Genomic DNA, 25,667 nt, shown 5'->3' with positions numbered 1-25,667 from the left:
GACCGATTTCCCCTCTAACTTTTCACCTTTGACACAAAACTATTGACATACCCTGTGGGAATTGGAAGGCTATTCTAGCGATCAAATTAAAGCCTTTAGTAAACGCAGCCAGCAAATTCAGCAACAGGCTGGAGAGAATGCAAGTAGCGAACATAAAGCCTGGATCGCAATTTCATCGGGACGCAAGGAAAAACAGCAGGTATCGAGAGAAGAGCTAGAAGCAGCATGGCAGCAAGATGCGCTCAAAATCGGATTACAGCCAGCGATTGCCCAAGAACCCAGAGAAACGGCGAGACTCAAACTCACTCAAGCAGTTGCTCATGCCACGATCGATTATTTAGCTCAACACTCTACTGTTTTTCGACGAGAAGAAATTGACCGAATTGCGCTGATGCAAACAGGTCAAATCAGTTTTGCTGCATTGCAAATCGCAATCGACGACCATCCAAACTTAACCTTCCATCTCAACGAAAAAGGACAACAGTTATGTACCTATCAAAATTCAGGAATTGACCATGACTCAACCTCGCATGATATTCGGGGACTTACCGAGCAAGATCGCACCCACTCGGCTCCAGGGCTATGCTCAAACGATTCCCAGTCAGCCGAAGCCCTCAACGACTTCTGCGCCCTTGAACAATTCCGTCAAGACCTCCGCGCCCTCGCCGCCACCTGTCCAAGCCTCCCAACTGAACGAAACCGATTGGCAGGGATGGAACCACTCGACTCCAGCAACCGCCGAGCAACTGGAACGCCTGCAACAATGGCTGAAGCCCCTTCCGGTTACACTGATCCAACTGAAGCAATTGCTGGAGAATCAGCAGCGATCGATCAGCCATGTGAATATGGTCGTCAACAATCTGACAGCACTATATCAGGAGGAATTGACCACGCCAATGGCGATGGGATTGAACAGCCTAACCAAAATGCGACGGAAGACGCTGAACTGGAACGCGATCGCCATCAGTAGTGGCTCAGTTCTATTAACTGTGGCTCTAACGGTGGGGTTAGTCCAGGTCGGTCTGATGCCACTGAACGCAAAAGTTGACCATCTGCTGACTCGAATTTCTCGACTGGAGCAGTTGGCTGGAGGGAAATAATGATGCAGGACGTTGAATACTGGCAAGAACAGGAACGCCGCGCCGCAGAAATTCTCCCCATCTTGGAAAAAACGTTGGCGGTCGCACAAACCCAAAATCTGCTTGAGCAAACGAATCAGGGTTGGTGCTACTGGGGAAATGAGCAGACTTTGATTTATGATCCTGCGTCTGAACAGTTGTCGATCTTGGCAAACGATAGCTCCTGGCAACTGGATTGGCACGAGGGCTTATTCGTCCGTTCGGCTGAAATTCACATTACCGATGAGCAACTCAATCAATTTCGCGAACTCGCAAAGTGGCTCCAAGCTCAAGATGAGCAATCGCAAGAATCTCAGACCGAATTATCTCAATCCCAAGCAGAGACACTGCTCTCCAAGACGGCTGAATTGTTTGAATACTATGCCGATCAAGGAGATACTGCTTTCAAGTTCTTGCCCAGCAGTACCGAACACTTCTACCGAGTGCAAATTGAAGATGAGATTTATCTGATCAGTCGAGATGATGAGAGCAGACTCTACTCGCTTCAACGCGAAGATGGAGCCGTCTTGAGCGCAACGGATGTTCAATCCTGGCAACAAGTTGAAATCTGGCTCAAGCAGATAGCAGAGCAGCCCCCGCAGCAAGTCTCTCATGCTGCCGCCCCTTACTGGGAACAACAAACCATTCAAGCCAATGAAGTCTTGCTCGACGCTCAAGCCTTGTTTACTTTCCAGGAACAAATGGGCAGAGTCGAGTACGATCCGGTACGCCAGAGTTATACGACTACGATCAGGAACTACATGATCGGCTACAGTCCCCAGTCCGATGTGTTCTGGTTGGAACGAAATGATGAACGGCTGGTTTCCGCTGCTCATTATCAGCAACATCGGGAGCATGGGCGTGCAGCAGGGCTGATCCGCACCGGATCACAATGGCATCTGACTGAATTACACGACCTGGGCACCATTGCTCAAGAAGATGTGCGGCAATTGCGAGAGTGGCGGACTTGGTTAATGCTGCAAAACGATTTAGACCCAGAGAAATCGCAGCAATCCACTCATGATGTATCCCAAGAGCAGGCACTTCATTCCAACCAGAAGTCAGTGAATTATGACCTCGATCGCTAACAAAAATTAACTGCCCTCCGCCATACGAATGTCAGATCCGGAATTTACGCTAACCCTGTCAACCCTGACGAGAAACAAATATGACTCATTCTCCCTTGATCGAGGATTTGCTAAATGCTTTGCTTGGTGATGCAACGATCGCTCAAGATCTTACAGAAGCCGACAAAGCCACGCTTCGCACAATGGTTCAAACTCTAGCTGGAGACCTGCAAGGAGAACTACAGACTGTCTTTCAAGCTTCCAATGAAGCAACTGCCTTAAATGCTTCTACCGTAGAGGGTCTGTCAGCAGACCTAAATACAATTCTGTCTGAACTGGGCGTTGCTTCAAAGGTGCGATCAACGCAAGCATCAGGCGAGCCGCTCGATGAACAGTCTGATTCCACATTAGTCGAAGTGCTGGGCGATCATGTTGAAAGTGCCAGTGGTGTTGTCGAAGTTCTATCAACACGCTCAGTCTCTCAACAAGCCCTCAATGCGCTACGCCGCGTAGAGTTACAGCTAACTGCATTGACGATCGGGGTCAGCGATTTACGGCAAGCTCTAGAACAGAACTGTCGCCCAATGCCGCTGCGTCGCTGGAAACGATCGATGACAGCATTACTGCACAGATTTCAATTTCAGCAACATTCTGAAACGCCGGTTGCTTTGCAGTTGCGCTCTGCGCTAAACGTAAAACCGAAGCACATTGCTCTATTCGCTCTCATGCTGTGCATTCCTCTGGGCTTAAAACTCGGTGTTCCGACATTGCTTCATCAAGCGGATCGAGCCGGATGGTTGGAAAAATTTCATCCTCAAAATCAATCTCTTGACACCGTTGAATCGATTCAAAACGGCATTTTGCGGCTCAAAAAACCAACTGGCGAAGTTTTGCGCGTGAAATTAGCGGGGTTGGTTCTGGATGAACATTGGCGAAGTCAGGCAGAAGGAGTGATGGCAATGCTCTTGCGTCCGGCACAGGCAAAAGTTAGGGTCAGCCACACTCAGTTGGTGCAACACGGCATCACAGAAGCGATCGTTTCTCTACCAAACGGAACTCCCCTCCAAGAAGTTCTCCTTTCCGATGGACTGGCAAAGCTAAACCCGAACAACCTCAAAGTGCTGCCTGAAAATCTGGTTCTTAGACTGCAACAGGCAGAAACCAATGCCAAGCTTCAACATAAGAATGTTTGGGGCGATCCTCGTCATGTCTCGCCTCACTGATCAAGATTTGAAGGCGATCCAGAAAATTCTGGAATGGCTCATGGTAAGTCTTCTGATGCCGATCGGTCTATTTAGCATCAGTGACGACTGGTTAACCGGGCTGAGTTATATCGCGTTGGCAATCATCTTGTGTCCCCTGACCTTGGGAGCGCGTTGGCTCAAAATCACGATTGCAATCATTGTTATCCTTATCTGTGAATTATGACGACCTTGCAACGAACAACTTGTAAAAATGAATGGTGGGAAGCAACGAAAACGGCAGTCTGTGGATTAGCGATCGCAGCCGGATTCCATACGCTCGTGGCTGAGGTGCGCTACATTCCCTCCGAATCGATGACCCCAATGCTGCAAGTGGGAGATCGCATCATCATCGAAAAACTCAGCTATCGACTGAGATCGCCTCAGCGTGGCGAGATTGTCGTCTTCAGTGCGACACCAGAACTGCGATCGCAAAATCTGAAGGATGATCTGATCAAGCGAGTGATCGGACTGCCTGGAGATACGATCATCATCCATTCCGGCAAATTATTTCTTAATGGCAAGCGAATCACCGAACCTTATCTTCAAGAGTCTCCCAATTACAACTACGGACCTGCAACCGTTCCTCAGAATCAGTATTTTGTGTTGGGGGACAATCGAAACCACAGCTATGACAGCCACTTGTGGGGGTTCTTGCCCCAACAAAATCTAATCGGTCACGCCGCTTTCCGCTTTTACCCACTGAATCGTGTGGGATTCTAGCGAAACTGCTCGATCAGCCAGCGATTTACGGCTCCATCTTCTTCGGTTTGGCTACGACGCAAGGCTTCTTCGACCACTGCAAGGGACAGATCAGGCAGCACTAGCGAAACTTGGATTTGGCGACTGCCTCCATTGGCAATCTCAAACGCAATCACGGTTGCAGTTTCCACATTGACCACCCAATACTCTCGGACTCCTAATCGTTCATACAGCAATCGCTTTTGCCCTAAATCATCGCTCAATGTGGTCGATGCAATCTCGATCGCTAAGGTTGGAGTTCCCCAAGTATCGACATCGACAGGCTGATTATTCTTAGTCGGGCGCTGCACATCTGAGCCAATGTAATAGGCGAGATCGGGCTGGCATTCTCGCTCTCCTGCTTTCCGAAAACTGGTATTCGTAAACGACACAAAGGGAATGTTCTTCAGCGTTCCATAGAGGCTAACAATCGCTGCCAGGATGGAATTGTCTTGACCGTGAGCAGAGCCAATCGGCATCGTTTCAATCCTCATCCAACCTGCATCGTAGTAGCAGCGTGCTGGCTCCAATTCAGGACGATCGACCAGCGCTAGAAATTCTTCCCAAGTCGCTGACACCCAGGTATCGGTGACTAAATTTTGAGGAGATGAGAGTATATTCACCATGACTGTGCCCTCCTATGCATTCAGTGTACTGGAAAGCCTTGATCGCTCACCGCAATTCCTGTCACAATCAAAAATAGGGCGACGTTGCCCCTGTCCATTCTCCTGACCTCTGATGGAGTTTCAACACGATGGCGAAGTCCAACAAATCGGCAGATGTGCCCAAGGCAATGACAGCGAAGTTTAACAGCATCGTTGAACTGACCGATGAATTTGCGCGGCAACATCTCAATCAGGAATACGCCCAACTAATTCGGCAAGCGACAGCGGCTCTTTGCCGCAAACGACCTTCGCCGCTCGATAAGGGACAAGCAAAAACTTGGGCTTGCGGCATCACTCATGCGATCGGCATGGTCAATTTTCTGTTTGATAGCTCTCAGATCCCTCACATCAGCGCCAACGAACTCTATCAGTCGTTTGGGGTTGCGTCTAGCACGGGACAGGGCAAATCGAAGCTGGTGCGGGATACGCTGAAGATGCGACAGTTTGACCCGGATTGGTGCTTGCCGAGTCGGGTTGAGGAGAATCCGTTGATCTGGTTGCTGTCCGTCAATGGCTTCATGATGGACATTCGGAACGCACCGTTGGGGGCACAGATCGAAGCGTATCGGAAAGGTCTGATTCCTTACATTCCAGGGCATCAAGACGACAGTGAGGCAATGCTCAATCTGGTACAAGAGAGTGTATTGGAGCCTCCTGATCGCCAAAGCCGGAAATCTCGATCGACAAAACCCAAAACACCGCCTCAGCCGCCTTCCCCAGAAGCGCTACAGTCGCTCTATGTGCTGGAAGTAGCGTTACTGGATGGTCCGCTCACTGAGAAATTCGTCAAGAAGAATCCGCAAGTGATTCGCACGATCGAGATTCGCGGCGATCAAACCTTGGCGGATTTACACGCGATGATTTTCAAGGCGTTCGATCGTGAGGAAGAACATCTCTACGAGTTTCAATTGAAAGGCAATCGACCAAACGATCCAGATGCCGATCGCTATGGGTTGCCGAGTCCGTTACAGGGTGGCTCGGATGATGAATTGACTGGGGAGGTTGGCAGCACTCAAATTGGTGCATTAGGGTTAAGCGTTGGAGAACCGTTTGGCTATTGGTTTGATTTTGGCGAGGATTGGTGGCATCAAGTGAGTGTAGTTGCGATCGCCCAACCGCAGCCCAAGATCAGCTATCCCCGGATTACTGAACGAATTGGGGCAAGTCCACCCCAGTATGCTGAATTCTAGAATGGGTGCGATCATCAAAAAAGAGTTTCATGCCGCGATCGTTAGGGTTTTCTGTTCGCGATCGGCGGCGTAGGATAGGCAAGCCAAAATATCGTCGCGGGTCAGATAAGGAAAGTCAGCCAGGATTTCCTCGGTGGTCATCCCGGAAGCAAGGTAAGACAGGACATCATAGACGGTAATACGCATCCCTCGGATGCAGGGTTTGCCGCTGCGTTTGCCAGGTTCGAGGGTGATGATGTCTTGGTAGTTCATAGTGTCTACTGGAAGCACGATTTCCTTGATTTTAGCAATCCAATTGGCTTCTTTCTCAAGATTTCGACTCATTCTCAACGGGCGATCTCGCTGGCTATTGGATGGTTTTCGTGTTGCCTTCGGCTCACGCGGAGCGTGTTCGGGAATGACTGCGATCGCTTGTCGAAGCGGGAGATCTGAGTTTTGGGGACTAGCATCGTGAATTTGATTGAGGATGTTCAAATGATTTAGTTCGATGCCCGGTGCATCCCCAAATTTTACTCTGGGTGAGTTTGCGAGAATTTCTACAGGTCGCGATTGCAGGACTCAGCTATGGGATCAATTTGGGAAAACCGCGATCACGCTCTGCGTGTTGTAGTGAGTGTTGCGGCTCCAGAACCAAATGAACACTCTGTGCAGCGAAGCTATCGCACTTCAAATAGGAACACCCACACTTTTATCAGTAATGTTCATACTTTTAGTTTGAACATCCACGCTTTTAGTACGAACGATCGTGGTTTGAATTAAACTGATCGCACTTGAAATGGAAACAATTGAGTTTGAAAGCTAACCAGGCTTACTTTCTACAGAAACTCTGAATCTTTACGGAACAGCTTTCGTTCTTTAAGTATAAAAGATACAGTCCCTCATTGGAAGTATGACGATGGAACCCATGACATTTACGGCTGCCGCGCTCGCAACTTTGGTTTTTAGCGAAACGTTCAAAGAAATTGGGAAAACGTTGGGGAAAGGAACGCTGGACGCGGGTGGAAAGTTGGCAACCTTGCTATGGGAGAAGCGACCGGGGGCTGCAAAAGCGCTGCAAGAGGGGGAAACTGCGTCGGAGTATAAAGCTGCGATCGTAGAAGTGGAAGGTTTGGCAGAAGCGGATACCGAAATTCGAGATGCGATCGCAGAGGTGATTCGAGCATTGCACTCTCAACCGGAAAAACAGCAGATCGTTAACTCACTCGTTCTCAAAGCAGCGAATGTGTACAACGCTCCAGTGACGATCGAGAGCCAAATCAATAACTTCTGACAGCATTCGTCGGCTTCCGGCTCCGACAAAGTAACGCCGTCCTATGAAATTCCTTATCGATCGTCTCCAAACTTCAAGGGACGGACAATTGAATTGGCGCGGTTGGATGAAATTTTTGCATCGTCAGATCGAGCCGTGATTTCTGCGGTATCGGGGATGGGAGGATTGGGAAAAACTCAGCTTGCGGTGCAGTATGCGACTCGGAACAAGGCAAAATTTCTGGGAGGCGTGTGTTGGCTGAATGGACAAACGGGGGATATCGCATCGCAAATTCTGTTTAAGGCGGAATTCGATCGACAGTTGCCGGGATTGGAGGCAGTCAAAGCGCGATCACTCGAACCGGAACAGTTAATCGCGTGGTGTTGGCAACATTGGCGACCGGATGGATTGACGCTGATTGTGCTGGATGATGTGGCGGACTGGGCGAAGGTGAGATCGTTCCTACCGACTGAAGATCGGTTTCGGGTGTTGGTGACGACGAGACGACAGGATCTTTTACCAAAGCAGGTGACAATTCCGCTGGATGTGTTGCAACCGGAAGACGCACGATCACTCTTGGCAGAATTAGAGGGTCACGGGCGGGTAGAGCAGGATCAGGCGACGGCTGATCGGCTTTGTGCGGCGTTAGGATATTTGCCGTTGGGGATTGAGTTGGTGGGGAGTTATTTAAGGCGCGATCGCTATCGGACTTTGGAGCAGGCGATCACAAGTTTGCAGGCAAAAGGAATGCAAGATCCAGCGCTGGTGAGGGCGGATGAGTATGAGATGCTGGCAGAGCGAGGGGTAAAGGCGGCGTTTGATTTGACGTGGGAAACGCTGGAACCGGAAGCGCGACGAGTGGCGCGATCTCTGAGTTATTTTGCCTTAGATTGGATTAGGTGGGACTTGGCAGAATTGGTGATGCAGCGGGTGGAGGGCGAAACCTATGAATTGGGGGAATTGAAGGCGCGGCTAGAGAATTCGTCGCTGGTTCAATTTGAACAAGATCGACCGGGTTGGTGTCGGTTGCACCCGCTGATTCGACAGTACTTGCGGCAGGAGGAAGCAATCGCAGTTCAAGACACAGGAGAAGCCCCTTTTCGATCGGCGTTTGTATGGGGGATGATTACGATCGCGAGACAAATGCCAAATGACCCAACAACGAAAGATATTGCGGGGTTTGGATTAGTAAGATCGCACATCCAAGAAGTCGCAGAACATCACACCGCAGAATTGGAAGGAGACGATTTGATGTGGTCGTTTGTTGCACTAGCACGATTCTACCAGGGGCAAGGAATATATCGCCAAGCGGAAGAATGGTTTGTAGAGTGTTTGAGTGTCACCGAATCCTACTTTAACGGCGACCATGTCTGTGTGGCATGTAGCCTCCATAACCTAGGATTACTCCACAGTTTGCAAGGACGATTGAATGACGCAGAACTGCTCTGCATACGATCATTGGAGATGTATCAACGATTGTTTAAGGGCGACCATCCCGATATGGCAAAAATTCTTAACACCCTAGCAGAACTTTACAGAGAGCAAGGACGGTTAAATGACGCAGAACCGCTCTGCATACGATCATTGGAGATGTATCAACGATTATTCAAGGGCGATCATCCCCATGTAGCATCCAGTCTCAATACCCTGGCAAAACTCTACCATTCGCAAGGACGGTTGAGTGACGCAGAAGCGCTCTTGGTACAAGCGCTAGAAATGACTCAACGATTGTTTAAGGGCGACCATCCCGATGTGGCAGGTAGCTTCCATAACCTAGCATTACTCTACCAATCGCAAGGACGGTTGAGTGATGCAGAACCGCTCTGCATACGATCGCTGGAGATGTATCAACGATTGTTTAAGGGCGATCATTTCTACATAACACGCAGTCTCAATAATCTGGCATTACTTTATAGAGCGCAAGGACAATTGAATAAAGCAGAACCGCTCTTAGTGCAAGCGCTAGAAATGACTCAACGATTGTTCAAGGGCGATCATCCCGATGTGGCACAAAGTCTCAATAATCTGGCATTACTCTACTATGCTCAAGGACAATTGGATAAAGCAGAACTGCTCTTGGTGCAAGCGCTAAAAATGACTCAACAAATGTTTGAGGGCGACCATCCCAATGTGGCACTCAGTCTCAACAACCTGGCAGAATTCTATAGAGCGCAAGGACAATTGAATAAAGCAGAACTGCTCTTAGTGCAAGCGCTAGAAATGACTCAACGATTGTTCAAGGGCGATCATCCCGATGTGGCACGTTGTCTCAATAATCTAGCATTACTTCATGATTCGCGAGGACGGTTGAATGAAGCAGAACTGTTTCATATGCGATCACTAGAAATGACTCAACGATTGTTTAAGGGTGACCATCCCGATGTGGCACTCAGTCTCAACAACTTAGCAGAACTCTACAGAGTGAAAGGACGGTTGAATGAAGCCGAACCACTTTGTGTGCGATCGCTCGAAATGAGGCAACGGCTGTTTGAGGGCGACCATCCTGATGTGGCACTTAGTCTCAACAATCTGGCAGGACTTTATCAAGCGCAAGGACGATTGAGTGATGCCGAACCGCTTTGTGTACGATCGCTCGAAATGAGGCAACGGTTGTTTGAGGGCGACCATCCTGATGTGGCACTTAGTCTCAACAAACTGGCATACCTCTACCATTCGCAAAGACGGTTAAATGAAGCAGAACCGCTCTACGTGCGCTCACTGAAAATGTATCAACGGTTATTTGAGAGCCACCATCCCGATGTAATACAGAGTCTCGACAACCTGGCATTTCTCTATAGGTCGCAAGGAAAATTAAATGATGCGGGATTGCTATATGCTCAAGTTTTGGAAATGCGTGCGAGAACATTAGGAATTAACCATCCCGACACACAGACCGCCAAAAAAAATCTGAAAATCTCTCGTTGGCTACTACGATGGCGCGCTCCTCTATCGATCCTTGCTGTACCCTTGCTGATTTTTACTGTACCCCTATTGATTCTTGCTGGTCTGGTGAGACGATTACTGCGATGGATCAAGCGACAGGTGCGGAGATGAATAAGATCGATCGGCATTTTTTAGAAATTTAGGGAGATGGAGCGATGGGGGCAATGCGCTCCGCCAGCGTCAGAACGTCACTTCATCAGAAACTGCGATCTCTCTATCTTGCTAAAGCAGATGCTCTTTAATCTATCCCTGCCAACCCACCAATCCGACTCTAAAGCGATCGGCTTGCAAGTCACTGAGTATCTTTTCCAGGGATTTGAGTCCAACCGTCTTCAGTTCGCACTGCCCACCATCGTCGAGAAAAAGTAAAATGGTGATCACGAGGCAAAGGATTCCTCAATAACCGTCATGGTACAAACTCCCCTCAAGCCACTCACCCTCGAAGAATTCCTCCAACTGCCGGAAACCAAACCCGCCAGTGAATTCATCGACGGTCAAATTATTCAAAAGCCCATGCCCCAAGGAAAACACAGCACTGTTCAAGGCGATTTAGTGCCAGCAATCAACACTGTTCTAAAGCCGAACCACATTGCGCGTGCCTACCCTGAACTGCGCTGCACCTTTGGCGGAAGATCGACTGTGCCGGATGTTGCTGTCTTTATTTGGGAACGGATTCCCCGCGACGAGACTGGCAAAGTCTCGAACACCTTTTCGATCGCACCTGATTGGACGATCGAAATTCTTTCTCCCGACCAGAGCCAAACAAAAGTCGTTCGCAATATTCTCCATTGCCTTGCGAACGGGACTCAGATGGGCTGGCTCATCGATCCAGACGAAGAATTAGTATTCGTCTATTTTGCAGACCGTACTCTAGCTGTGTTTGAAGATTCGAGCGATCGCATTCCAGTACCTGCTTTTGCCGAAGGCTTTGAACTTACCATCGGTCAGCTATTTGACTGGCTTCAGGAATAGTGCCTTCCTACCTCAGCTTGAAGCAGCAACTGGCAAGAAAAACTTGAAAGTCGTTCCCTTGCCCTGTTCGCTCTCAACCTCAATTTGTCCTCCCATTACTTTGACCAAGCGTTCTGTGATGGCAAGTCCGATGCCACTTCCGTCGCAGCGCAAACGTCGGGAATGATCAGACCGCCAGAAGCGTTGAAATACCAGCGGTAGGTCTTCAGAAGAGATGCCGATTCCTGTGTCTTTCACCATCACCCAAAGTTTATCTCGACCTGCCCAAGCTCGAACCGTGACAGTTCCTTCAGGCGTGTATGCCAAGGCATTGCTGATGAGGTTTGTCAGGATTTGCTTGAAGCGATCGCAGTCCGCAAAGATTTGAGGCAAATTTCCTGTACCAAGGAATTCCAAATCACAGTCATTGTGCCAACCTTGGCTACGAAAAACAGCAACGACATCCTTGATGATTGGATACGGAGAAAATGGCTCCAACCGTAGCGGCAGTCCTCCCGATTCGATGCTCGAAAGGATTCTCAAATCCGCCAACAATCTAGTCAGCCGCTCTGCTTCTTCATGCAATTGTCGCTTGATGTCTGAGGTTAGCTCGAAGCCGTCTGAAGAATCTAATAGTTCCAGATAACCTCGAATTACCGTCAAAGGAGTTCCCATTTCATGTGCTAGATCACCGATCAATTCCTGGCGACGCTCCTCAACGCCTTGTAATCGATCCGCCACACTATTCAACGTCAACTCAAGCTGACGAATCTCTGAAATTCGACTCGGTGGGATACGGGCATCCAAATCTCCTTCACTAAACCGTTTCGCGACTCGTTCGATCTTCCTCAATGGATTCAGAATTGAACTCGTTAGCGATAAGCTCAGCGCAAATACTGTTAGCAAACTTGTACCAAGCGCCAATATCGTTCCTCGATCGTTGACATGATGAAAGATGTCAACGATGTCATTGTAGGAATTCTGATTCGTCAGCTTTTGCTCTGATTGCGCCGATTTCTCGTACTGTCTTTCTAAGTTGGCTAATCGCGCCGGAAATTGCTGCGACTTGTAGCTATAAGCCACTGTCGCAGCGCAGAGGAGTGCTGATACCAACACCAGCAGGTTGGTCAGAAATAATCTTAAGCGAAGGCTCATGATGTAATTTAATCGTCTTCAAAGCTGTATCCGATGCCCGTATGAGTGCGAATAAAGCGATCTCGTTGTTCCTTACCTGGTGGACTAATCTTGCTCCGCAATCGTCCAATGTAAGTATCAATAGATCGATCATCGCCAATAAAATCACTTCCTCGCACCGCATCTAGTAACTCAGAACGGCTCCACACCCGCTTGGGGCGAGATGCCATCAGTGCTAGTAGATCAAATTCAACGGTAGTTAGTCTTACGATTTCAACTTCACCATCGTCGGTTTTCTGCACCATCACTTCCCGTTTCTCCTGGTCAATGATAAAGTGCCGAGTTTCAATGGTGATTTGCTCTCCCCGATGGCGCATGATGCGTCGCAATACTGCCCGCACACGCACCACTAATTCTTGAGGACTGAAAGGCTTCGTGATGTAGTCATCCGCTCCAGTAGAATAGCCCACAATGCGATCGACTTCAGCACCTTTCGCTGTCAGCATAATGATGTAGGGATCTTTTCGGACAGATTTGCTCTGACGAATGCGAGTGCAGACCTCTAGACCATCCAGCTTTGGTAAGCCCAGGTCTAATACTACAACGTCAGGCTGTAGTTCTCGAAACTGTCGTAACCCATCTTCCCCGTCATAAGCAACTGAACAGCTAAAGCCTTCAGCCTCCAGAGAAGAGCGAACGAGGGAACTGACATTCCGTTCATCTTCCACAATTAAAACTTGCATACAACTTGAAGATTTTTATGGTTTACCGATCAGAAAAATCGATTCATGGTTGTATGCACCCTGTAGTTCTATTGTGAGGGTTTATGAAGTAATAAGTAGTACAAATGGGTAGATTGTTTTCTTCTCAGCACTGGTTGTAAAGATCCGTAACCCAAGTCGCAATTCTTCTGGTTTACGCCATACGAGTGTCAGAACTGGCTCCTATTCTCTCTAATCAGCTTAGGGTTCTAAGCAAAAACTGAATTTGCGATTACTGATTTTGAGAGAGTTCTTCATGACACAAGTACCTGAAACGATTTACGCTTTTGATGACGCAACACAACTCTATCCAGAGACAGAATTCGCCACTCGCCCCCCTCTCAAGCTGTCATTGTCTCTGCCACTAGCAGCCGATGCAGCCGAGATTGCTCCCGTAGAATCAAAATCTATTGGACTACGTGCTTTATTATCGCGCTGGTTCTCGAAGGAGTCCCGCGATCGCTTACGCAAACTCGCTCCTTGGCTCGTCTCTGGTAGTATTTTAGGCTTGAACCTGGTCATCCATGCCCCAACCTTTGTAGTAGGTGCGATGATTGCTGGATTGACGATCAGAATTCTGAAAGCCATCATTCACAGCAATTCGATCTGTGAGAAAGCATGGCAATGGTTGCTCAAGAAAGCAAATTTGAGCGAAAAGCAGATTCCCTGGATGACGGCTGGTTTCGCTGGAGGTGCATGGCTTAGTGCTGCGATGCCTTCTAATGCTGCATTCTTTGTTCAGGCAGAAACCTATTTGAGGCAGATTCTATCAGTTGGACAAGCTTCTGGAGTCAACACATTGATTCCATTGCTGTTTGGGACATTGCGGGTCATTTTCATCATCTACATTGGGATTGCCTTGGTACGAGTCGTTAACTCATTCCGGAATGATGAGGATTGGGTGACTGCTGCTCGGATTCCGCTCATTGTTGTGCTGTGTGTGGTCATTGGTGATGCACTCAGTACTCTGATTGTGCAAGGTGCAGGAGGAGCATAGCCGAAAAGCCCTTCAGAACTTGGTGAAGCGATCGCGCTTTCACTTTCAAAGTAAATAGCAAAGGTGATGTGATGAACCATCGCCTTTGTTTTCCTTCGGATTTATCCATGACCACTGAACACGACAAGAAATCTGACGAATTTATTCCGATCAATCAGATCCTCAATTCTAAGCCACAGCTAGGACCAATTCCAGGAGAGCAGGTCATTCCTTGGTTGATTATCACGATCGGTTCCTACATCATCTGCCAGGTCGTTCTGAACCTGGATTGGTGGGCAACAGGATTGGTTGGTATTTGGGGATCAGCAACGTGGTGGATTCTCACAGGCAATGAAAGCTGGCGTTTTCTGACGAAGTTCTATCGCGCTCCCAAGTGGACGCGAGGACATCTACCCTACACCAGCACATTCACGCAGGTACAGAGCTTGATCAGTTCACCTCAAACGAAACGCAAAAAACCTAGAAAGCATCGAACACGACGATGAAAACGAAAGTTGGAAAGCAACGAGTAACCTTGATTGAGAACAATCAAAAACAGTCTGTTACTCTCAGCGCATTTGAAGACTTTAATGCTTTGGCAGGACTGGCTCAAATCGAACTCAAGGGCAGGAAAGTTGGCGTAAAAATTCTGCAAAAAGACAAGAAATACTGCTTTGTCTTTGGCTTTACCTGTTCTGGCGTTCACGATACGCTTCGATCTGACCAGATTCCTCCAACACTTCGCAATTTTGAGGCTGCACTCAAAGAGCTACCGATCGGGGAACGGATGACGGTGCATCTTTCCAGTTTTACCAGCGATCGCGATCGTCAAAAACAACTCGATCATCTGCTGAATAAAGCTTCCTCTTCCGAGTTGCGCCTACTGCTGATGAGCGAGAAAACCAGAGCGCAGGAACTCAAGCAATCTGGTACTCGCAAGCCAAAATCTCTCCACATCTACGTCACTTATACGATCGAACCCAATCAAAAAGTCACGACTGATGCGGATTGGATTGAAAAGGCATTGGCAAAAGGGGTAGAACTCTGGGAAGTTTTCAAGGGGCAGGGTGATAACCTTGTGCAGCAGCACCTTGAAGCGATGTTGCGTCGCGCCTTCACCGAAGGCTATCTGCGTTGGGAACAGTTGCTGAACATCAAAATGGGGCTGGATATCAAACCCATGACCGTGAAGCAACACTGGCAGAAAGATTGGTATTGCTTCAACCGAATGAAAGCACCCGCTGTTCCTCAATATCTGATTCTGACTGAGCAAGGATTGAGCGAAAAGGTCAACAGCGACGTTCACTGTGCTACTGTCCTGATTCAAGGAGAACACGGGCATGAGTCAGTACCTCAAGCCGATCGCCAATGGGTCAAGGTAAAAGGGCAATACGTTGGCATACTGGGGTTCAGCGCTAAACCAGCCGGATTTCTGAACCAGCAAACGCAACTTCGCTATCTATGGGAAGCGATCTGCCGCCCTTACATCGTAGATACCGAAATTGTCTGCCAGCTTACAGCCCGTGATACAACGCTGCTGAAGACCAATATGCAGCGCATTCTGAAGCAGTCGAATGTGGCAAGCCAAGTAGCAGAGCAGGCACGATCAATCGACGTAGCTGCACAAATTAAAGTGAAGCGTTCCGTTGATGCTCAAGCAAAGCTCTATGAAGGCTATATCCCGATCAACATTGCCACTGTTTTCCTTGTTCACAGAGATACAAAGGCTCAGTTAGATGAAGCCTGTAAAGCCCTTTCCGAGTGCTTTCAACTGCCTGCTAAAGTCGTTCGTGAAACAGAAATCGCTTGGCGAATTTGGCTTCAAAGCTTATCCACTTCCTGGGAAAAGCTCTTGGGTGCGCCATTCAAACGGCAACTGACTTATCTGACGAATGAGGCATCTGGTCTGATTCCATTCACCGTGACAAATTCTGGCAATCAGACGGGTTTTGAATTGATCGCTGATGAAGGCGGTAGTCCTGTCTACATCGACTTCATTAACGAGCATCGAAACATTGCAGCACTCGGAACCACTCGTTCGGGTAAATCGCTTCTCATTGCTGGCATGATGACTCAGTTCCTCGCGGAAGGCTATCCGATCGTCTGTTTGGACTATCCCAAACCGGATGGAACTTCGACTTTCACAGACTATGCAGAGTTTCTTCAACCTCGTGCGGCATACTTCGACATTGGGCGAGAGAGCAACAACTTAATGGAAATGCCCGACCTACGGCATTTATCTGAGGAAGAGCAGCAGGAGCGATTCGAGGACTACAAATCTTTCCTTGAGGGTGCGCTAGTAACAATGGTGCTACCGACTGCACAGCAAGATGCAATGTTGGAACAGACGGTGCGATCGCTAATCGGAAAAGCCCTCAATAGATTTTTCAAAGATGCAGAAATTTCTCGTCGCTACTCAGAGGCACAAGCTGATGGATTGGGAACTCCCGCATGGGCATTAACGCCAACGCTGAAAGACTTTCTGGAATTCTGTACTCCAGAAAAGCTAAAAATCGAAACAGATACCGGACACATTCGCAGTGCCCAATCACAGATTCTCTTACAGCTAGAATACTGGCTCAATTCTCGGATTGGTCGAGCGATCGGTCGCCCTTCTTCGTTTCCAACCGATGCTCAACTGCTGGTTTTTGCTCTCAGAAACCTTTCTAACGAGAACGAAGCGGCTGTTCTTTCGCTCAGTGCCTACTCTGCTGCGCTCCGTCGTGCTTTGGCATCTCCGCGATCGATTTTCTTCATTGATGAGTCTCCAATCCTGTTCGCCTTCAATACGATCGCTCGTCTGATTGGTCGTTTATGTGCGAACGGTGCTAAAGCGGGAATTCGCGTGTTTCTCTCAGCACAAGACCCCGACACGATCATGAACTCGATCGCAGGGCAACAGATCATGCAGAACATGAACACTCGACTGATTGGGCGGATTCAACCGCTTGCGATCGAGTCTTTCATCAAATGGCTGTCTTACGATCGCTCAATCATTGCCCGAAACGCCAGTGAGTTCTTCTTTCCGAAAAGGTCTGAACTTTACTCCAACTGGCTAATAGATGTTGATGGCACGTACACCTACTGCCGCTACTACCCCAGTGCAGTCCAGCTTGCCACGGTCGCCAATAACCCAGATGAACAAGCTGCCCGTGCGCGAGTGTTGGCGCAATATCCAGACAACAAACTCCTAGCAATGGCAAAATTCGCGGAACAATACGTCACTGCGATTCGGAGCGGTAGCAGTTTAGATGCGATCGGACAAGTTGAAACAATTTCTTCAGAGGTATTAACGGATGTCCCCTAACAGTTTTTCCAAAGTTTGGAATTTTCAACGCGCCACCCAATCTAAATTTAGATTGCTTGTCTTCACGCTAACCTTCGCAGTGCTTGCCGGAAGCCTATTTCCGCAGTTCGCGAAAGCTGGAGTGCTGGATGGCTTATCTAATACTATCGAACAAACAGTAAACCGAGTCACCAATGATGCGACGAATCCAGTTCGCCAAGTTGAGAATGCGATCGGGCAGGTAGAAGATACTATTCAACAGCCCCTAAACGGCATCAATAATGCTATCCAGTCGCTTCTCTCTCCTTTCGTTCAGCAACTTCAACAGTATTTTCAGGTGTTTAATCACGTCTTTCAAGATCTGTTGAGCAGTGTTTTCGGTGGAGGTCGGTATCCTTGGGATGAACAATGGGGCGGGGGTTTGCCTTCTGGCGACGGGGGAAATAGCAGTGATCCCGGCGATTGGTCGGAACTGCCTCCTGGTAGCAGTCCTGGAGCAATTTATGGTCCGCTGCAAATTCCTGATTTTCTGAAAAGCCATAAAGCGATCGAGCAGCAGGTTCTGAATGGTGCAACCGCTGGAACTCCATCGCAGACGACTCAAAAGAGCGATCGCTTTAACATCAACCCTGTGCCTCTAGCTCAGTCGCTGAAATTCCAACAGGATCGGCTTCAAAGCTATGGCATGGCAGCGACAGTTCTAAGTACCGAAGGACAAACAGCACTGAAGCAAGAAATGGAAGCAGCAACCGCAACGCTGCAAACGATTCAGCAAAAATCTCAGGCGGCTCAGAACATGGATGTCACTCAGGACGCGATCAAGAATCTGACTGCTATTCAAGCAAATCAATCTTCTCTAGTCGGTGGGAGCTACGCCCAACTGATGGCGCTACGTGCCCAAGATGCGGCGAATGCAGTCGTTACCTCGAATATCTCTGAAACGCTGGATGAAGAAAATCGTGCCCGTCATGCTGAGTCGATGGCTGCGGCTGACCACGTTTTACGAGCTTCTGCTGGAATCTATCTCCCTGGATTGGTCAAATAGCCATAAGTCATCTGTCCTACGTCATAAATCTGTCAGATGGAATCGGTACGGTAGGCATAATCTCAATCGCGGCACACAGAATATGTTCAATACCTCCTCACTGGCAGTTGCAGGAGCCAGCCGAATCCTGCAAGAAGGACTGAATACGGGCACTGAAGTTGCACAAGCCTGGAATAAGCACTGGGCAAACGTTTTTGATAGCCCGCTCTACCACACGATTGTTTACTTTTCCGGCATCTTTGCGGCTGGAGCGCTGGTTTTCTTCATGCTTCAATTGGTCAAGCGAATGTTGCATGAAGAAGAATATGGTGCTGCCCTACAAAGCGTTATTCTCGCACTCATCCTTTGTGGATTATTAGCCAGCAATGGTTTCTTTCTCTCGCGATGTGTTCTGACGCTGCGGGGTGTCGTTCATAATCTCTCGAACCAAGTTCTGGAAGTCTCGTTACTGGACACCAAAATCAAGGACGCGATCGCGGCTTCCTCTAATCAAGGTGCAATTGTTAGTGAGATCCGCGCTCAACTCAGTCAGTGTTATGGCATGGTTGGGCAAAAACAAATCACTTGCCTGGAACAAGCCAATAAGCAGGTTGAAGAAACGATCGGAGCTTATCAAAGTGAACTTCCAGTAATTGCTAATCTGTTAGGTCCAATTCGGGCAATTCAGCGCGGAATTCAGGGTGCGATCGAGTCTGGCAATTCTCAGCTACAGAATGGTGATTTGGGTAGCGTTGTGACTGCTCCTGGAGCGGCTGTTGCAGGCTTCTTGGGTGGATTTGTGGGTTCTGCCGCAGAAGAAACAGTTCGCTTGGTGCTGTGGGCATTTCAATGGGCATTTACCAATCTTCTGGAGATTGCTATGCTGCTGACCGCTCTTATTTCGCCTTTTGCGGTTGCTGGAGCATTCATGCTGGATGGTAAGTCGCTGTGGGCTTGGCTGACTGGATTTTTTGCTTTGGGGCTTGCCAAAGTGTCTTACAACATCATTGTAGGTCTGGCAGCAGTTGTTGTAGTCAATGCTGGAACAACAGACACGATGGGATTTTTAGTCATCATGGCAATCTTAGCTCCTGCTCTAGCTCTGGCATTAGCCGCAGGAGGTGGTATGGCAGTATTCCACACGATTAATAGTGGTGTTGCCTCAATGGGACTGATGGCAGCGGGGCATATGCCGTTCGGTAATCAACTGCGTTACAGCAAATAGCTTTCTTCCAATTTCCTTGTTGTTGTTCTCAATTCAAACCTATGCAAATCCTCAAGCACAAACCGCGATTTGATTCTTCTGATATTCTTCCGCTCTTTGCTCTTGGTACACTGGGACTGCAAGTTTTGCTTCTCCTCATTAGCTTGGGTAGTGCGATTAGTTTGTGGTCGATCGCGCATAAACCTGCTCCTGCAATGGTACAAATGCTAGATGGTCACTCGGTCGGGATGGAACCTGTAGACACAAATCAGCGCACTCCTGCCACTATCCGTCAGTTCACCAAAGACTCTCTAGGTTTAATGTTTACCTGGAACACAAAGATTCAGGCAAATAAGGATGATGTGAATTCAAGCGTAGCTGCCACAGTAAAAGATCCAGGGATTTCAGTTGGAACTGGACGGATTACGACTTCAAGCTGGCAGTCCTCGTTTGCACTACGAGAAGACTTCCGAAATTCTTTTCTAGAGCAGGTTTCTAAGCTGACTCCCCCGGATATTTTCAGCGGCAACGCGCAGAGTGTTTTGAGCTTTGAATCTATCTCCCAGCCCAAACTCATCAAACCTGGAGAATGGCAAGTGGATTTGGTCGCTAATCTACTCATTTTTGATTCCGCTCATCCACAGGGCAACGCCATTCCTTTCAACAAAACAGTTTTTGTAACTGCCATTGAACCAACGACTGATCCGCTTCCTAATCAGTCCTCTCCCATTCAGAAAGCCGTCTACCACGTTCAAACGAATGGCTTACAGATTCGCGAAATTCGTGACTTGGACATTGAGCAACTAAATCACTAGAACCATGCAGAATCAGTCTCCTACACCTGAGCAATCAGTACAACCTACCGATCCCTGGAATGAGTTGGCGGAACTCGCTGCCATGACCGGATACCAGGTTGAGCCGTCCCCTGGAAAATCAAACAACACAACAGCCGCAGAATCATTGCTGGATGATGAAGACCTTGAAGATTTTGAGGCAAATTCCAAGACAACAATTCCATTGTGGAGTAATCCACTCGCCAAAACAGCCCTCGTATCGGCACTGATGGCAACCGGGCTTGGCTCAGTTGGTCTATTCATCTGGAGCTTAAACGGCAACTGGAACAAAAATCTTGCGGACTCTAATCCTGCAACCATCGATAGTGAAACGACACCTAAACCGAACCCAGACCAAGCTGAAATCAGTCGTCTTAAGACAGTGACAGCCTTGGGCAGTCAGGCACAGATCATCAAGCAAGCCCCCAAGACACCTGCTCGTTTTCTACCTTCTCCAGACAAGTCCAAGCCAGCAAAACCACCTACACAAGTGGCAAGAACTCCATCCGTTAGTTCTGCTGTTGTGGAACGTAATCCAACTGTGGTCACTCCACCTGCACCGAGCTACACTCCAGTTAGACAACCAATCTTACTTACTGAGAGATCGCCAGAGTTTGCTAGACCTATTGCTTCTCCTGTTTCTCCTGCTCGATCCATTGATCCAGACGAAGCATGGCAAAAAGCGCTTGCAGTCGGTAGTTATGGTCAAAGTAGCGATCGCACAATTGCCTCTGCTGCTCAACCCGCAACCAGCGAACAGTCAGCACAATTAGTTGACGACAGCCCGCGATCGCAAGAAGAAGCTATTCCTCAACCACAAGAACCAGCAGTCACTCGTACCGTTAGCGACACCCAGCAATCGCGCTATGAAGCTGATGAACAAGCACTTCTGTCTGGCATTTCCCGCCATACTGTTGCTATTACTCCAGGCGCGATCGCAACAGCGAGATTGATGACTCCGATAGTTTGGGCACAAGACTTAAAAGCAGAGCAGCAACCCCAACGATTTGTACTGCAATCATCTCAACCAATCTACGGAACAGATGGTTCTGTAGCGTTGCCTGCTGAATCTCAAATGGTTGCGAAGGTCGATGCTGTCTCTAATAGCGGCATGATGCAACTTTCAATCGTTCAGGCAGTTGTTCTAACCAGTAATGGCAATCAAGTAATCGAAATTCCTGCTGGAACCATGTTTATCGCTGGAGAAGGCGGTCAACCTCTAGTCGCGAAGAATCACAACCCTCAAGGTGGTGAAGTCGCTAAAAGAGATATCGCGATCGCATTAATGGGCGCATTAGGGCAGGTCGGTAGTTTACTGAATCGCCCTTCTAATCAGACGACTACGACCAGCCCCTATCTCTCCACAACTTCAATTAGTAATGGGCAATCCAATCTTTTAGGTGGGATTTTGGAGGGTGGCTTCGGCAAGTTGGCAGACCGGATTTCTCAACGTCAGCAACAACAGGTTGAAGAAATTCTTCAGCGCCCGAATTTCTGGTACGTTCCAGCAGGTCAATCGCTTCAAGTATTTACAGCCACGCCTGTGGAGGTGACTCGATGAAAACTCTACTTCGCTCTTTGTTGTGTTTACCATTTGCGATCACAGTTTTTCACTCTAATCCAGTTTTGGCAATTCCAATTGTTCAGAAAGTTTCTCAGTCGCAAGCTCAGGGACTGATTGGCAACGGCGCAACGGTCACAGTTTGGTTAGGCAATGGCACTAACATTGATTTCACTCGTACTGGAGAAACGATCCAACGTGCCTGGTTAGACGATGCCCACGCAGTCACGCTTGATTTTGATGCAGCCCTGGATAAGGGTGGAAGTGCAAGCATTGTTCACCTCAAACGAGTGATCGGAATTCACTTTCCCAACTTGCCCGAAACTCGTTCAACTTTACTGACGGTCGTTACGCGATCGCCCTACGGCAAAAAGACGTATATGTTTGATGTTCGCTATGGCTCTGGTACTCCAAAGTACGCAACGCTGGCAATCGTCCCCGATACACAACCAATTACAGGTGGTGTCGCCCTTGGTGATAAAACCGCAAATTGGAATGATGTTGAACGGGGCTTGCAACGTGCGATCGCTCAACGGTTGATTTCGGTTCAAAGCCCAGTTAATCAACGAGTACAGGCTTTTCTAGCAAATGTGCGGAACGGAATGCCAATGCAGCAAGCCGCTGCACAAGCGAAAGTCTCCCTAGCAGTTGTTTCTAAACTCGCGCAGATAGGGACTACTTCTGTTTCACATCCTGCCTCAATCCTACCCTTGAAATAGTTATGTTGCCTTTCCTGTTATCGGTAGTACCAGAGATGAATTTGTTGAGTAATCCCCCTGCTCAAAATTCATCAATCCCAACTGTTGTGATTGAGCGCGATCAGATTCATACTCTTGCTCCGGACTGGACACGCTTAACCTTTGCTAAATTGCCCACCTTGAGGCAACCTGGTTCTCTTTGGGGACGAAATTGGTCAGTTGGTCAGAAACTGGAAGACATCCTGACTTTAGGGGATTTTCAGAACAGCTTAAGTTGCAGGATTTGAATCTGTATGCGATCGCGCTTGCTACGCAAACATCGCCGAAAGCAACTCCATTGAATCAGTTCCAGCTACTCAAACAACAAACCCTAATCGCCCTAGCCAATGCAATCCCTTCCCTGGATCAGTATCCCGTTAACGAGATTAAACCACTGGTAGATCTATTGCACTCTGCAAAACCAGGATACCGATTGATGGAAGAGACATTACCAGAATTGCTTCAACAAGATCCTTCACTGGGTGCATTGAACTTCCAAATCACTGATTCCAAATACACGCTAGAAGATATTCCTGGGCTACTTGAAGTTCCTTTGCAAGCTTTTGAACATTGGCAGGAAGCAAAAATTTCGGATATTCCTGGGCTACCTCAAACGCCTTGGAAGTTCTTCCCTGACCCACCTAACGATGATGGTGTAAGCGGATTGGTACAGATTCCGAATCAATCCGCGAAGTCGGCAAATATCAAGGCGGAGGCAATATCAGGCAGTGACATTGTTGGCTATCAGATGCCTTGTCAAACCTGCGATGGAATTAGTTTTTCTAGTCCACCTTTGCTCCAGGGTAAACGCTGGATGTCTGGCTCTACTCAATGGATACAGGGCGGAACAGGAAAATTTACTTCAACTAAAAACAGCTATGAGCCAACTGGACGAAATGTATTTGGAAAAGCATTTAAGGTTGTGATTACTGAAGTCACACCGAAAGAGGTACAGACTGCATTGTACTTCCGATTCTGTCAAGATGAACTAAATCGTAATCAAGTGAATTGCTCTCCTTATGCAGTGGGTTTAGTGCCCTTTCTGCTTTACCACTCAGGAGATGCAATGTTAGTTGGAAACATAGATGTGAGAACGGCTGCAACTCCTCAGATTTTGCCTGTTCCTCAACCTATTCAAGCAAAGGTGTCCAATCCGTCTAGCTCTTTTCAAACCTCAATGTTGAAATTTCTGACACAAGCGATCGACAAAATAAAAGCCATCCTCCGATTTTCACCCACTGCTTGATCATGACCAAAATCCATCAAACGATTTCAGTCGCCCCGTCAACGAATCCGGTTAGCAATCAGTTAAGCGACCTCTTAATCATTTTTAAGAGTGAGAACGGCTTGATTCTGCTGCTTGCGATCGCAGGATGGCTTGCGCTTGCCTGGTTTGGTGAACGTGGAATTGGTAAAAAGAACCGTTTAGCAACTGCGCGATTTGCAAGCAGGAAAGAACGTGCAGTTGCCAAGCGAAAAGCAATTCAGCAGATGAAGGCAAGAAAGCATAATGTTGTGGCTTTCAAAATCTACAACTCGCTCTATCTGCCGGATGCCCAGCGTGGAATCGCAATTTCCGGTGGTGCGGGTTCGGGTAAGACTGCGAGTATGGTGCTGCCGATTGCTCAGTCTGCGATCGCACAAGAATTTCCCATTTACCTCTATGACTTCAAATACACTGAGCCGAACGATAGTTTGGTTTCCGCCGTTCTACCAATGGCAGTCAAAGCAGGTTACAAGGTTCATATCTTTGCGCCCGGAATGAGCGAATCCGAGATTTGCAATCCGCTAGATTTCCTGCTGGATGACATGGACGGGATGGCAGCACGACAACTTGCTTCGGTTATGCACAAGTGTATGCGGTCTGAACACAAGGATGCTTCTGATGATCCGTTCTTCTCGATCGCGGGAGATTTGCTGATTCAAGCTGTGCTACTCCTCGCGAAGCAGACTAAGTTTCCTGACATGATGATGTGCCAGGTGATTTTGGCAATGACCGACTTACCGAAGCGGATTCAAAACTCCAAATTAAGTAAGTTGACCAAAAATACGTTCTCTCAATATCTCTCTGTGTCAGGCTCTGAGAAGACGGCAGACAGCATTCGAGGAACAGCACAGAACCTATTTGTTCCTTTCACGACACCAGGACTCGCAAATGCCTTTTGTGACAAAACAACAGTGCCGTTAACGATAACAGGCAAAACACTGGTCGTAGTTGGAATGGACAAATCGATCAAAACAGCGATCGCTCCATTTTTAACAGGAATTATGCAGATGGTTTTGGATCGTAACGTTGCGATCGCTCGTAAAGATCCCTTCGTATTTATCCTCGATGAAGCTCCAACCGTTGGAATCGACTTGGCAACTGCTTTCGCGACTCAGCGTTCAGCCGGAGCTGTCACAATTATGGGCTATCAGGACTTTGGGCAATTGGAGCAACGGTATGGCGAGTCTTTGGCTCGTACTATCCTGTCCAACTGTGCTACGAAAGCTTGGTTCAACCCGCAAGAACTCAAGACGGCTCAATGGTGCAGTGATTACATTGGCGAGGAGCAATTAAATCTGAAGCAAAAATCAAGAGGGCACAGTGGCGGTAAAGCTAGTACGAACATCTCTGACAATGAGCGGACTCGCAAACTTTACAGCCCTGATCAGTTTCTTCGATTGCCTTCTGGGAAATGTATCTTGATCAATCCAGCGATCTCAGGACAAGGCGAAGTCGGCATTCCCATGTCTCAAAAGATAAAAATTCCAGAGTCAGTTGAACAACAGCAAGATTGGTCAAAACGAATTTGGAATGCAAAAATCCGCGATCGTATGAGCCAGCATAGCCCACAACTCAAATTAACCCGTGATGAATTGCGCGTCTACACTGAGCGCATGATCGAAGAACGAGAGCAAGAAGCAGAACGCATTTTGCCCCTTGTCGAAGACCCCAAGAAAGTTGATAAATCGCAAATTAGCAAAATTCAAGCAGCGTTTTAAT

At 48.1% G+C, this 25,667-nt stretch carries 25 protein-coding genes; 20 read left to right on the top strand and 5 right to left on the bottom strand.

The features are described from left to right. Window positions 1-61 precede the first annotated feature (61 nt). From ACKFKH_RS24065 to lepB, 6 genes are all read left to right on the top strand, one after another. A complete protein-coding gene (locus ACKFKH_RS24065; protein WP_446860903.1) occupies window positions 62-970 on the top strand; it encodes a relaxase domain-containing protein in 909 nt (302 codons plus the stop codon). Further along, window positions 927-1,100 carry a hypothetical protein gene (locus tag ACKFKH_RS24060; protein ID WP_446860902.1) on the top strand — a complete coding sequence of 58 codons (174 nt, stop codon included), beginning with the start codon at window positions 927-929 and terminating at the stop codon, window positions 1,098-1,100. The genes ACKFKH_RS24065 and ACKFKH_RS24060 overlap by 44 nt, the downstream gene beginning before the upstream one ends. A 2-nt stretch (window positions 1,101-1,102) precedes the next feature. After that, window positions 1,103-2,206, top strand: a complete 1,104-nt coding sequence (locus ACKFKH_RS24055) for a hypothetical protein (RefSeq protein WP_446860901.1) — start codon at window positions 1,103-1,105, stop codon at window positions 2,204-2,206. An 80-nt stretch (window positions 2,207-2,286) separates the two neighbouring features. After that, window positions 2,287-3,408, top strand: coding sequence for a hypothetical protein (locus ACKFKH_RS24050; RefSeq protein ID WP_446860900.1), 1,122 nt, complete (start codon window positions 2,287-2,289; stop codon window positions 3,406-3,408). Further along, window positions 3,392-3,613, top strand: a complete 222-nt coding sequence (locus ACKFKH_RS24045) for a hypothetical protein (protein ID WP_446860899.1) — start codon at window positions 3,392-3,394, stop codon at window positions 3,611-3,613. The genes ACKFKH_RS24050 and ACKFKH_RS24045 overlap by 17 nt, the downstream gene beginning before the upstream one ends. Further along, window positions 3,610-4,149: a signal peptidase I gene (lepB, locus tag ACKFKH_RS24040; protein ID WP_446860898.1), complete on the top strand. Its 540-nt coding sequence runs from the start codon at window positions 3,610-3,612 to the stop codon at window positions 4,147-4,149. Before ACKFKH_RS24045 ends, lepB begins: the two co-directional genes overlap by 4 nt. On the opposite strand, the gene ACKFKH_RS24035 is transcribed toward lepB, so the two are convergent. Next, on the bottom strand, window positions 4,146-4,793 hold the full coding sequence (locus tag ACKFKH_RS24035) for a Uma2 family endonuclease (protein ID WP_446860897.1): 648 nt from the start codon (window positions 4,791-4,793) through the stop codon (window positions 4,146-4,148). The two genes, lepB and ACKFKH_RS24035, sit on opposite strands and share 4 nt — an antisense overlap. Window positions 4,794-4,921: 128 nt before the next feature. Between ACKFKH_RS24035 and ACKFKH_RS24030 the strand changes: the two genes are divergently transcribed. Then, window positions 4,922-6,022: a DUF6398 domain-containing protein gene (locus ACKFKH_RS24030; protein WP_446860896.1), complete on the top strand. Its 1,101-nt coding sequence runs from the start codon at window positions 4,922-4,924 to the stop codon at window positions 6,020-6,022. 27 nt (window positions 6,023-6,049) lie between these two features. On the opposite strand, the gene ACKFKH_RS24025 is transcribed toward ACKFKH_RS24030, so the two are convergent. Next, window positions 6,050-6,274, bottom strand: a complete 225-nt coding sequence (locus tag ACKFKH_RS24025; protein ID WP_446860904.1) for a DUF433 domain-containing protein — start codon at window positions 6,272-6,274, stop codon at window positions 6,050-6,052. A gap of 643 nt (window positions 6,275-6,917) precedes the next feature. Here ACKFKH_RS24025 and ACKFKH_RS24020 point away from each other — a divergent pair. Together ACKFKH_RS24020 and ACKFKH_RS24015 are read left to right on the top strand one after the other, a co-directional pair. After that, window positions 6,918-7,292 carry a hypothetical protein gene (locus ACKFKH_RS24020; protein WP_446860895.1) on the top strand — a complete coding sequence of 125 codons (375 nt, stop codon included), beginning with the start codon at window positions 6,918-6,920 and terminating at the stop codon, window positions 7,290-7,292. A gap of 93 nt (window positions 7,293-7,385) precedes the next feature. Beyond that, the gene (locus ACKFKH_RS24015) at window positions 7,386-10,325 is read left to right on the top strand and encodes a tetratricopeptide repeat protein (RefSeq protein WP_446860894.1); all 2,940 of its coding nucleotides are present in this window, start codon (window positions 7,386-7,388) and stop codon (window positions 10,323-10,325) included. A 132-nt stretch (window positions 10,326-10,457) separates the two neighbouring features. Here ACKFKH_RS24015 and ACKFKH_RS24010 read toward each other — a convergent pair whose 3' ends face one another. Further along, window positions 10,458-10,595 (bottom strand): hypothetical protein, encoded by a 138-nt coding sequence (locus ACKFKH_RS24010; RefSeq protein ID WP_446860893.1) that lies wholly within the window; start codon window positions 10,593-10,595, stop codon window positions 10,458-10,460. Between the two features lie 27 nt (window positions 10,596-10,622). On the opposite strand from ACKFKH_RS24010, the gene ACKFKH_RS24005 reads away from it, so the two are divergent. Further along, window positions 10,623-11,186: a Uma2 family endonuclease gene (locus tag ACKFKH_RS24005; protein ID WP_446860892.1), complete on the top strand. Its 564-nt coding sequence runs from the start codon at window positions 10,623-10,625 to the stop codon at window positions 11,184-11,186. Window positions 11,187-11,198: 12 nt separating this feature from the next. Here the strand turns inward: ACKFKH_RS24005 and ACKFKH_RS24000 are convergent, their stop codons facing one another. Both ACKFKH_RS24000 and ACKFKH_RS23995 read right to left on the bottom strand, forming a co-directional pair. Continuing rightward, the gene (locus ACKFKH_RS24000; RefSeq protein WP_446860891.1) at window positions 11,199-12,320 is read right to left on the bottom strand and encodes a sensor histidine kinase; all 1,122 of its coding nucleotides are present in this window, start codon (window positions 12,318-12,320) and stop codon (window positions 11,199-11,201) included. Window positions 12,321-12,328: 8 nt separating this feature from the next. After that, entirely contained in the window at window positions 12,329-13,042 is a 714-nt protein-coding gene (locus ACKFKH_RS23995; RefSeq protein ID WP_446860890.1) for a response regulator transcription factor, read from the bottom strand. A 274-nt stretch (window positions 13,043-13,316) separates the two neighbouring features. Here ACKFKH_RS23995 and ACKFKH_RS23990 point away from each other — a divergent pair, with 274 nt between their 5' ends. From ACKFKH_RS23990 to ACKFKH_RS23945, 10 genes are all read left to right on the top strand, one after another. Then, complete coding sequence (locus tag ACKFKH_RS23990) at window positions 13,317-14,057, top strand: hypothetical protein (RefSeq protein WP_446860889.1); 741 nt, start codon at window positions 13,317-13,319, stop codon at window positions 14,055-14,057. A gap of 107 nt (window positions 14,058-14,164) precedes the next feature. Further along, the gene (locus ACKFKH_RS23985) at window positions 14,165-14,542 is read left to right on the top strand and encodes a hypothetical protein (RefSeq protein ID WP_446860888.1); all 378 of its coding nucleotides are present in this window, start codon (window positions 14,165-14,167) and stop codon (window positions 14,540-14,542) included. Continuing rightward, window positions 14,539-17,343, top strand: coding sequence for a hypothetical protein (locus tag ACKFKH_RS23980; protein ID WP_446860887.1), 2,805 nt, complete (start codon window positions 14,539-14,541; stop codon window positions 17,341-17,343). The genes ACKFKH_RS23985 and ACKFKH_RS23980 overlap by 4 nt, the downstream gene beginning before the upstream one ends. Beyond that, window positions 17,333-18,367, top strand: a complete 1,035-nt coding sequence (locus ACKFKH_RS23975; RefSeq protein ID WP_446860886.1) for a hypothetical protein — start codon at window positions 17,333-17,335, stop codon at window positions 18,365-18,367. The genes ACKFKH_RS23980 and ACKFKH_RS23975 overlap by 11 nt, the downstream gene beginning before the upstream one ends. Beyond that, window positions 18,270-19,571, top strand: a complete 1,302-nt coding sequence (locus tag ACKFKH_RS23970) for a hypothetical protein (RefSeq protein WP_446860885.1) — start codon at window positions 18,270-18,272, stop codon at window positions 19,569-19,571. Before ACKFKH_RS23975 ends, ACKFKH_RS23970 begins: the two co-directional genes overlap by 98 nt. 41 nt (window positions 19,572-19,612) lie before the next feature. Continuing rightward, window positions 19,613-20,365 (top strand): hypothetical protein, encoded by a 753-nt coding sequence (locus tag ACKFKH_RS23965; protein WP_446860884.1) that lies wholly within the window; start codon window positions 19,613-19,615, stop codon window positions 20,363-20,365. Window positions 20,366-20,369: 4 nt separating this feature from the next. Continuing rightward, entirely contained in the window at window positions 20,370-21,944 is a 1,575-nt protein-coding gene (locus tag ACKFKH_RS23960; RefSeq protein ID WP_446860883.1) for a TrbI/VirB10 family protein, read from the top strand. Beyond that, window positions 21,941-22,663, top strand: a complete 723-nt coding sequence (locus ACKFKH_RS23955; RefSeq protein WP_446860882.1) for a hypothetical protein — start codon at window positions 21,941-21,943, stop codon at window positions 22,661-22,663. The genes ACKFKH_RS23960 and ACKFKH_RS23955 overlap by 4 nt, the downstream gene beginning before the upstream one ends. A 178-nt stretch (window positions 22,664-22,841) precedes the next feature. After that, entirely contained in the window at window positions 22,842-23,927 is a 1,086-nt protein-coding gene (locus ACKFKH_RS23950) for a hypothetical protein (RefSeq protein WP_446860881.1), read from the top strand. 2 nt (window positions 23,928-23,929) lie between these two features. Then, window positions 23,930-25,666 carry a type IV secretory system conjugative DNA transfer family protein gene (locus ACKFKH_RS23945; RefSeq protein WP_446860880.1) on the top strand — a complete coding sequence of 579 codons (1,737 nt, stop codon included), beginning with the start codon at window positions 23,930-23,932 and terminating at the stop codon, window positions 25,664-25,666. The last annotated feature ends 1 nt before the right edge of the window (window position 25,667 follow it).

Source organism: Phormidesmis sp. 146-20, assembly GCF_052939475.1.
Note: the sequence above shows the minus strand (reverse complement) of the source record. Positions and strands in the feature narration are given on the sequence as shown.

What these genes read in the sequence shown, in the direction of transcription:
- ACKFKH_RS24030 (WP_446860896.1), top strand. Translation starts at nt 4,922, where the DNA reads ATGGCGAAGTCCAACAAATCGGCAGATGTGCCCAAGGCAATGACAGCG.
- ACKFKH_RS23980 (WP_446860887.1), top strand. Translation starts at nt 14,539, where the DNA reads ATGAAAACGAAAGTTGGAAAGCAACGAGTAACCTTGATTGAGAACAAT.
- ACKFKH_RS24050 (WP_446860900.1), top strand. Translation starts at nt 2,287, where the DNA reads ATGACTCATTCTCCCTTGATCGAGGATTTGCTAAATGCTTTGCTTGGT.
- ACKFKH_RS24020 (WP_446860895.1), top strand. Translation starts at nt 6,918, where the DNA reads ATGGAACCCATGACATTTACGGCTGCCGCGCTCGCAACTTTGGTTTTT.
- ACKFKH_RS24025 (WP_446860904.1), bottom strand. Translation starts at nt 6,274, where the DNA reads ATGAACTACCAAGACATCATCACCCTCGAACCTGGCAAACGCAGCGGC.
- ACKFKH_RS23945 (WP_446860880.1), top strand. Translation starts at nt 23,930, where the DNA reads ATGACCAAAATCCATCAAACGATTTCAGTCGCCCCGTCAACGAATCCG.
- ACKFKH_RS23960 (WP_446860883.1), top strand. Translation starts at nt 20,370, where the DNA reads ATGCAGAATCAGTCTCCTACACCTGAGCAATCAGTACAACCTACCGAT.
- ACKFKH_RS24005 (WP_446860892.1), top strand. Translation starts at nt 10,623, where the DNA reads ATGGTACAAACTCCCCTCAAGCCACTCACCCTCGAAGAATTCCTCCAA.
- lepB (WP_446860898.1), top strand. Translation starts at nt 3,610, where the DNA reads ATGACGACCTTGCAACGAACAACTTGTAAAAATGAATGGTGGGAAGCA.
- ACKFKH_RS23995 (WP_446860890.1), bottom strand. Translation starts at nt 13,042, where the DNA reads ATGCAAGTTTTAATTGTGGAAGATGAACGGAATGTCAGTTCCCTCGTT.
- ACKFKH_RS23955 (WP_446860882.1), top strand. Translation starts at nt 21,941, where the DNA reads ATGAAAACTCTACTTCGCTCTTTGTTGTGTTTACCATTTGCGATCACA.
- ACKFKH_RS23985 (WP_446860888.1), top strand. Translation starts at nt 14,165, where the DNA reads ATGACCACTGAACACGACAAGAAATCTGACGAATTTATTCCGATCAAT.
- ACKFKH_RS23975 (WP_446860886.1), top strand. Translation starts at nt 17,333, where the DNA reads ATGTCCCCTAACAGTTTTTCCAAAGTTTGGAATTTTCAACGCGCCACC.
- ACKFKH_RS24060 (WP_446860902.1), top strand. Translation starts at nt 927, where the DNA reads ATGCGACGGAAGACGCTGAACTGGAACGCGATCGCCATCAGTAGTGGC.
- ACKFKH_RS24035 (WP_446860897.1), bottom strand. Translation starts at nt 4,793, where the DNA reads ATGGTGAATATACTCTCATCTCCTCAAAATTTAGTCACCGATACCTGG.
- ACKFKH_RS23990 (WP_446860889.1), top strand. Translation starts at nt 13,317, where the DNA reads ATGACACAAGTACCTGAAACGATTTACGCTTTTGATGACGCAACACAA.
- ACKFKH_RS23965 (WP_446860884.1), top strand. Translation starts at nt 19,613, where the DNA reads ATGCAAATCCTCAAGCACAAACCGCGATTTGATTCTTCTGATATTCTT.
- ACKFKH_RS24055 (WP_446860901.1), top strand. Translation starts at nt 1,103, where the DNA reads ATGCAGGACGTTGAATACTGGCAAGAACAGGAACGCCGCGCCGCAGAA.
- ACKFKH_RS24045 (WP_446860899.1), top strand. Translation starts at nt 3,392, where the DNA reads ATGTCTCGCCTCACTGATCAAGATTTGAAGGCGATCCAGAAAATTCTG.
- ACKFKH_RS24000 (WP_446860891.1), bottom strand. Translation starts at nt 12,320, where the DNA reads ATGAGCCTTCGCTTAAGATTATTTCTGACCAACCTGCTGGTGTTGGTA.
- ACKFKH_RS23970 (WP_446860885.1), top strand. Translation starts at nt 18,270, where the DNA reads ATGAAGAAAATCGTGCCCGTCATGCTGAGTCGATGGCTGCGGCTGACC.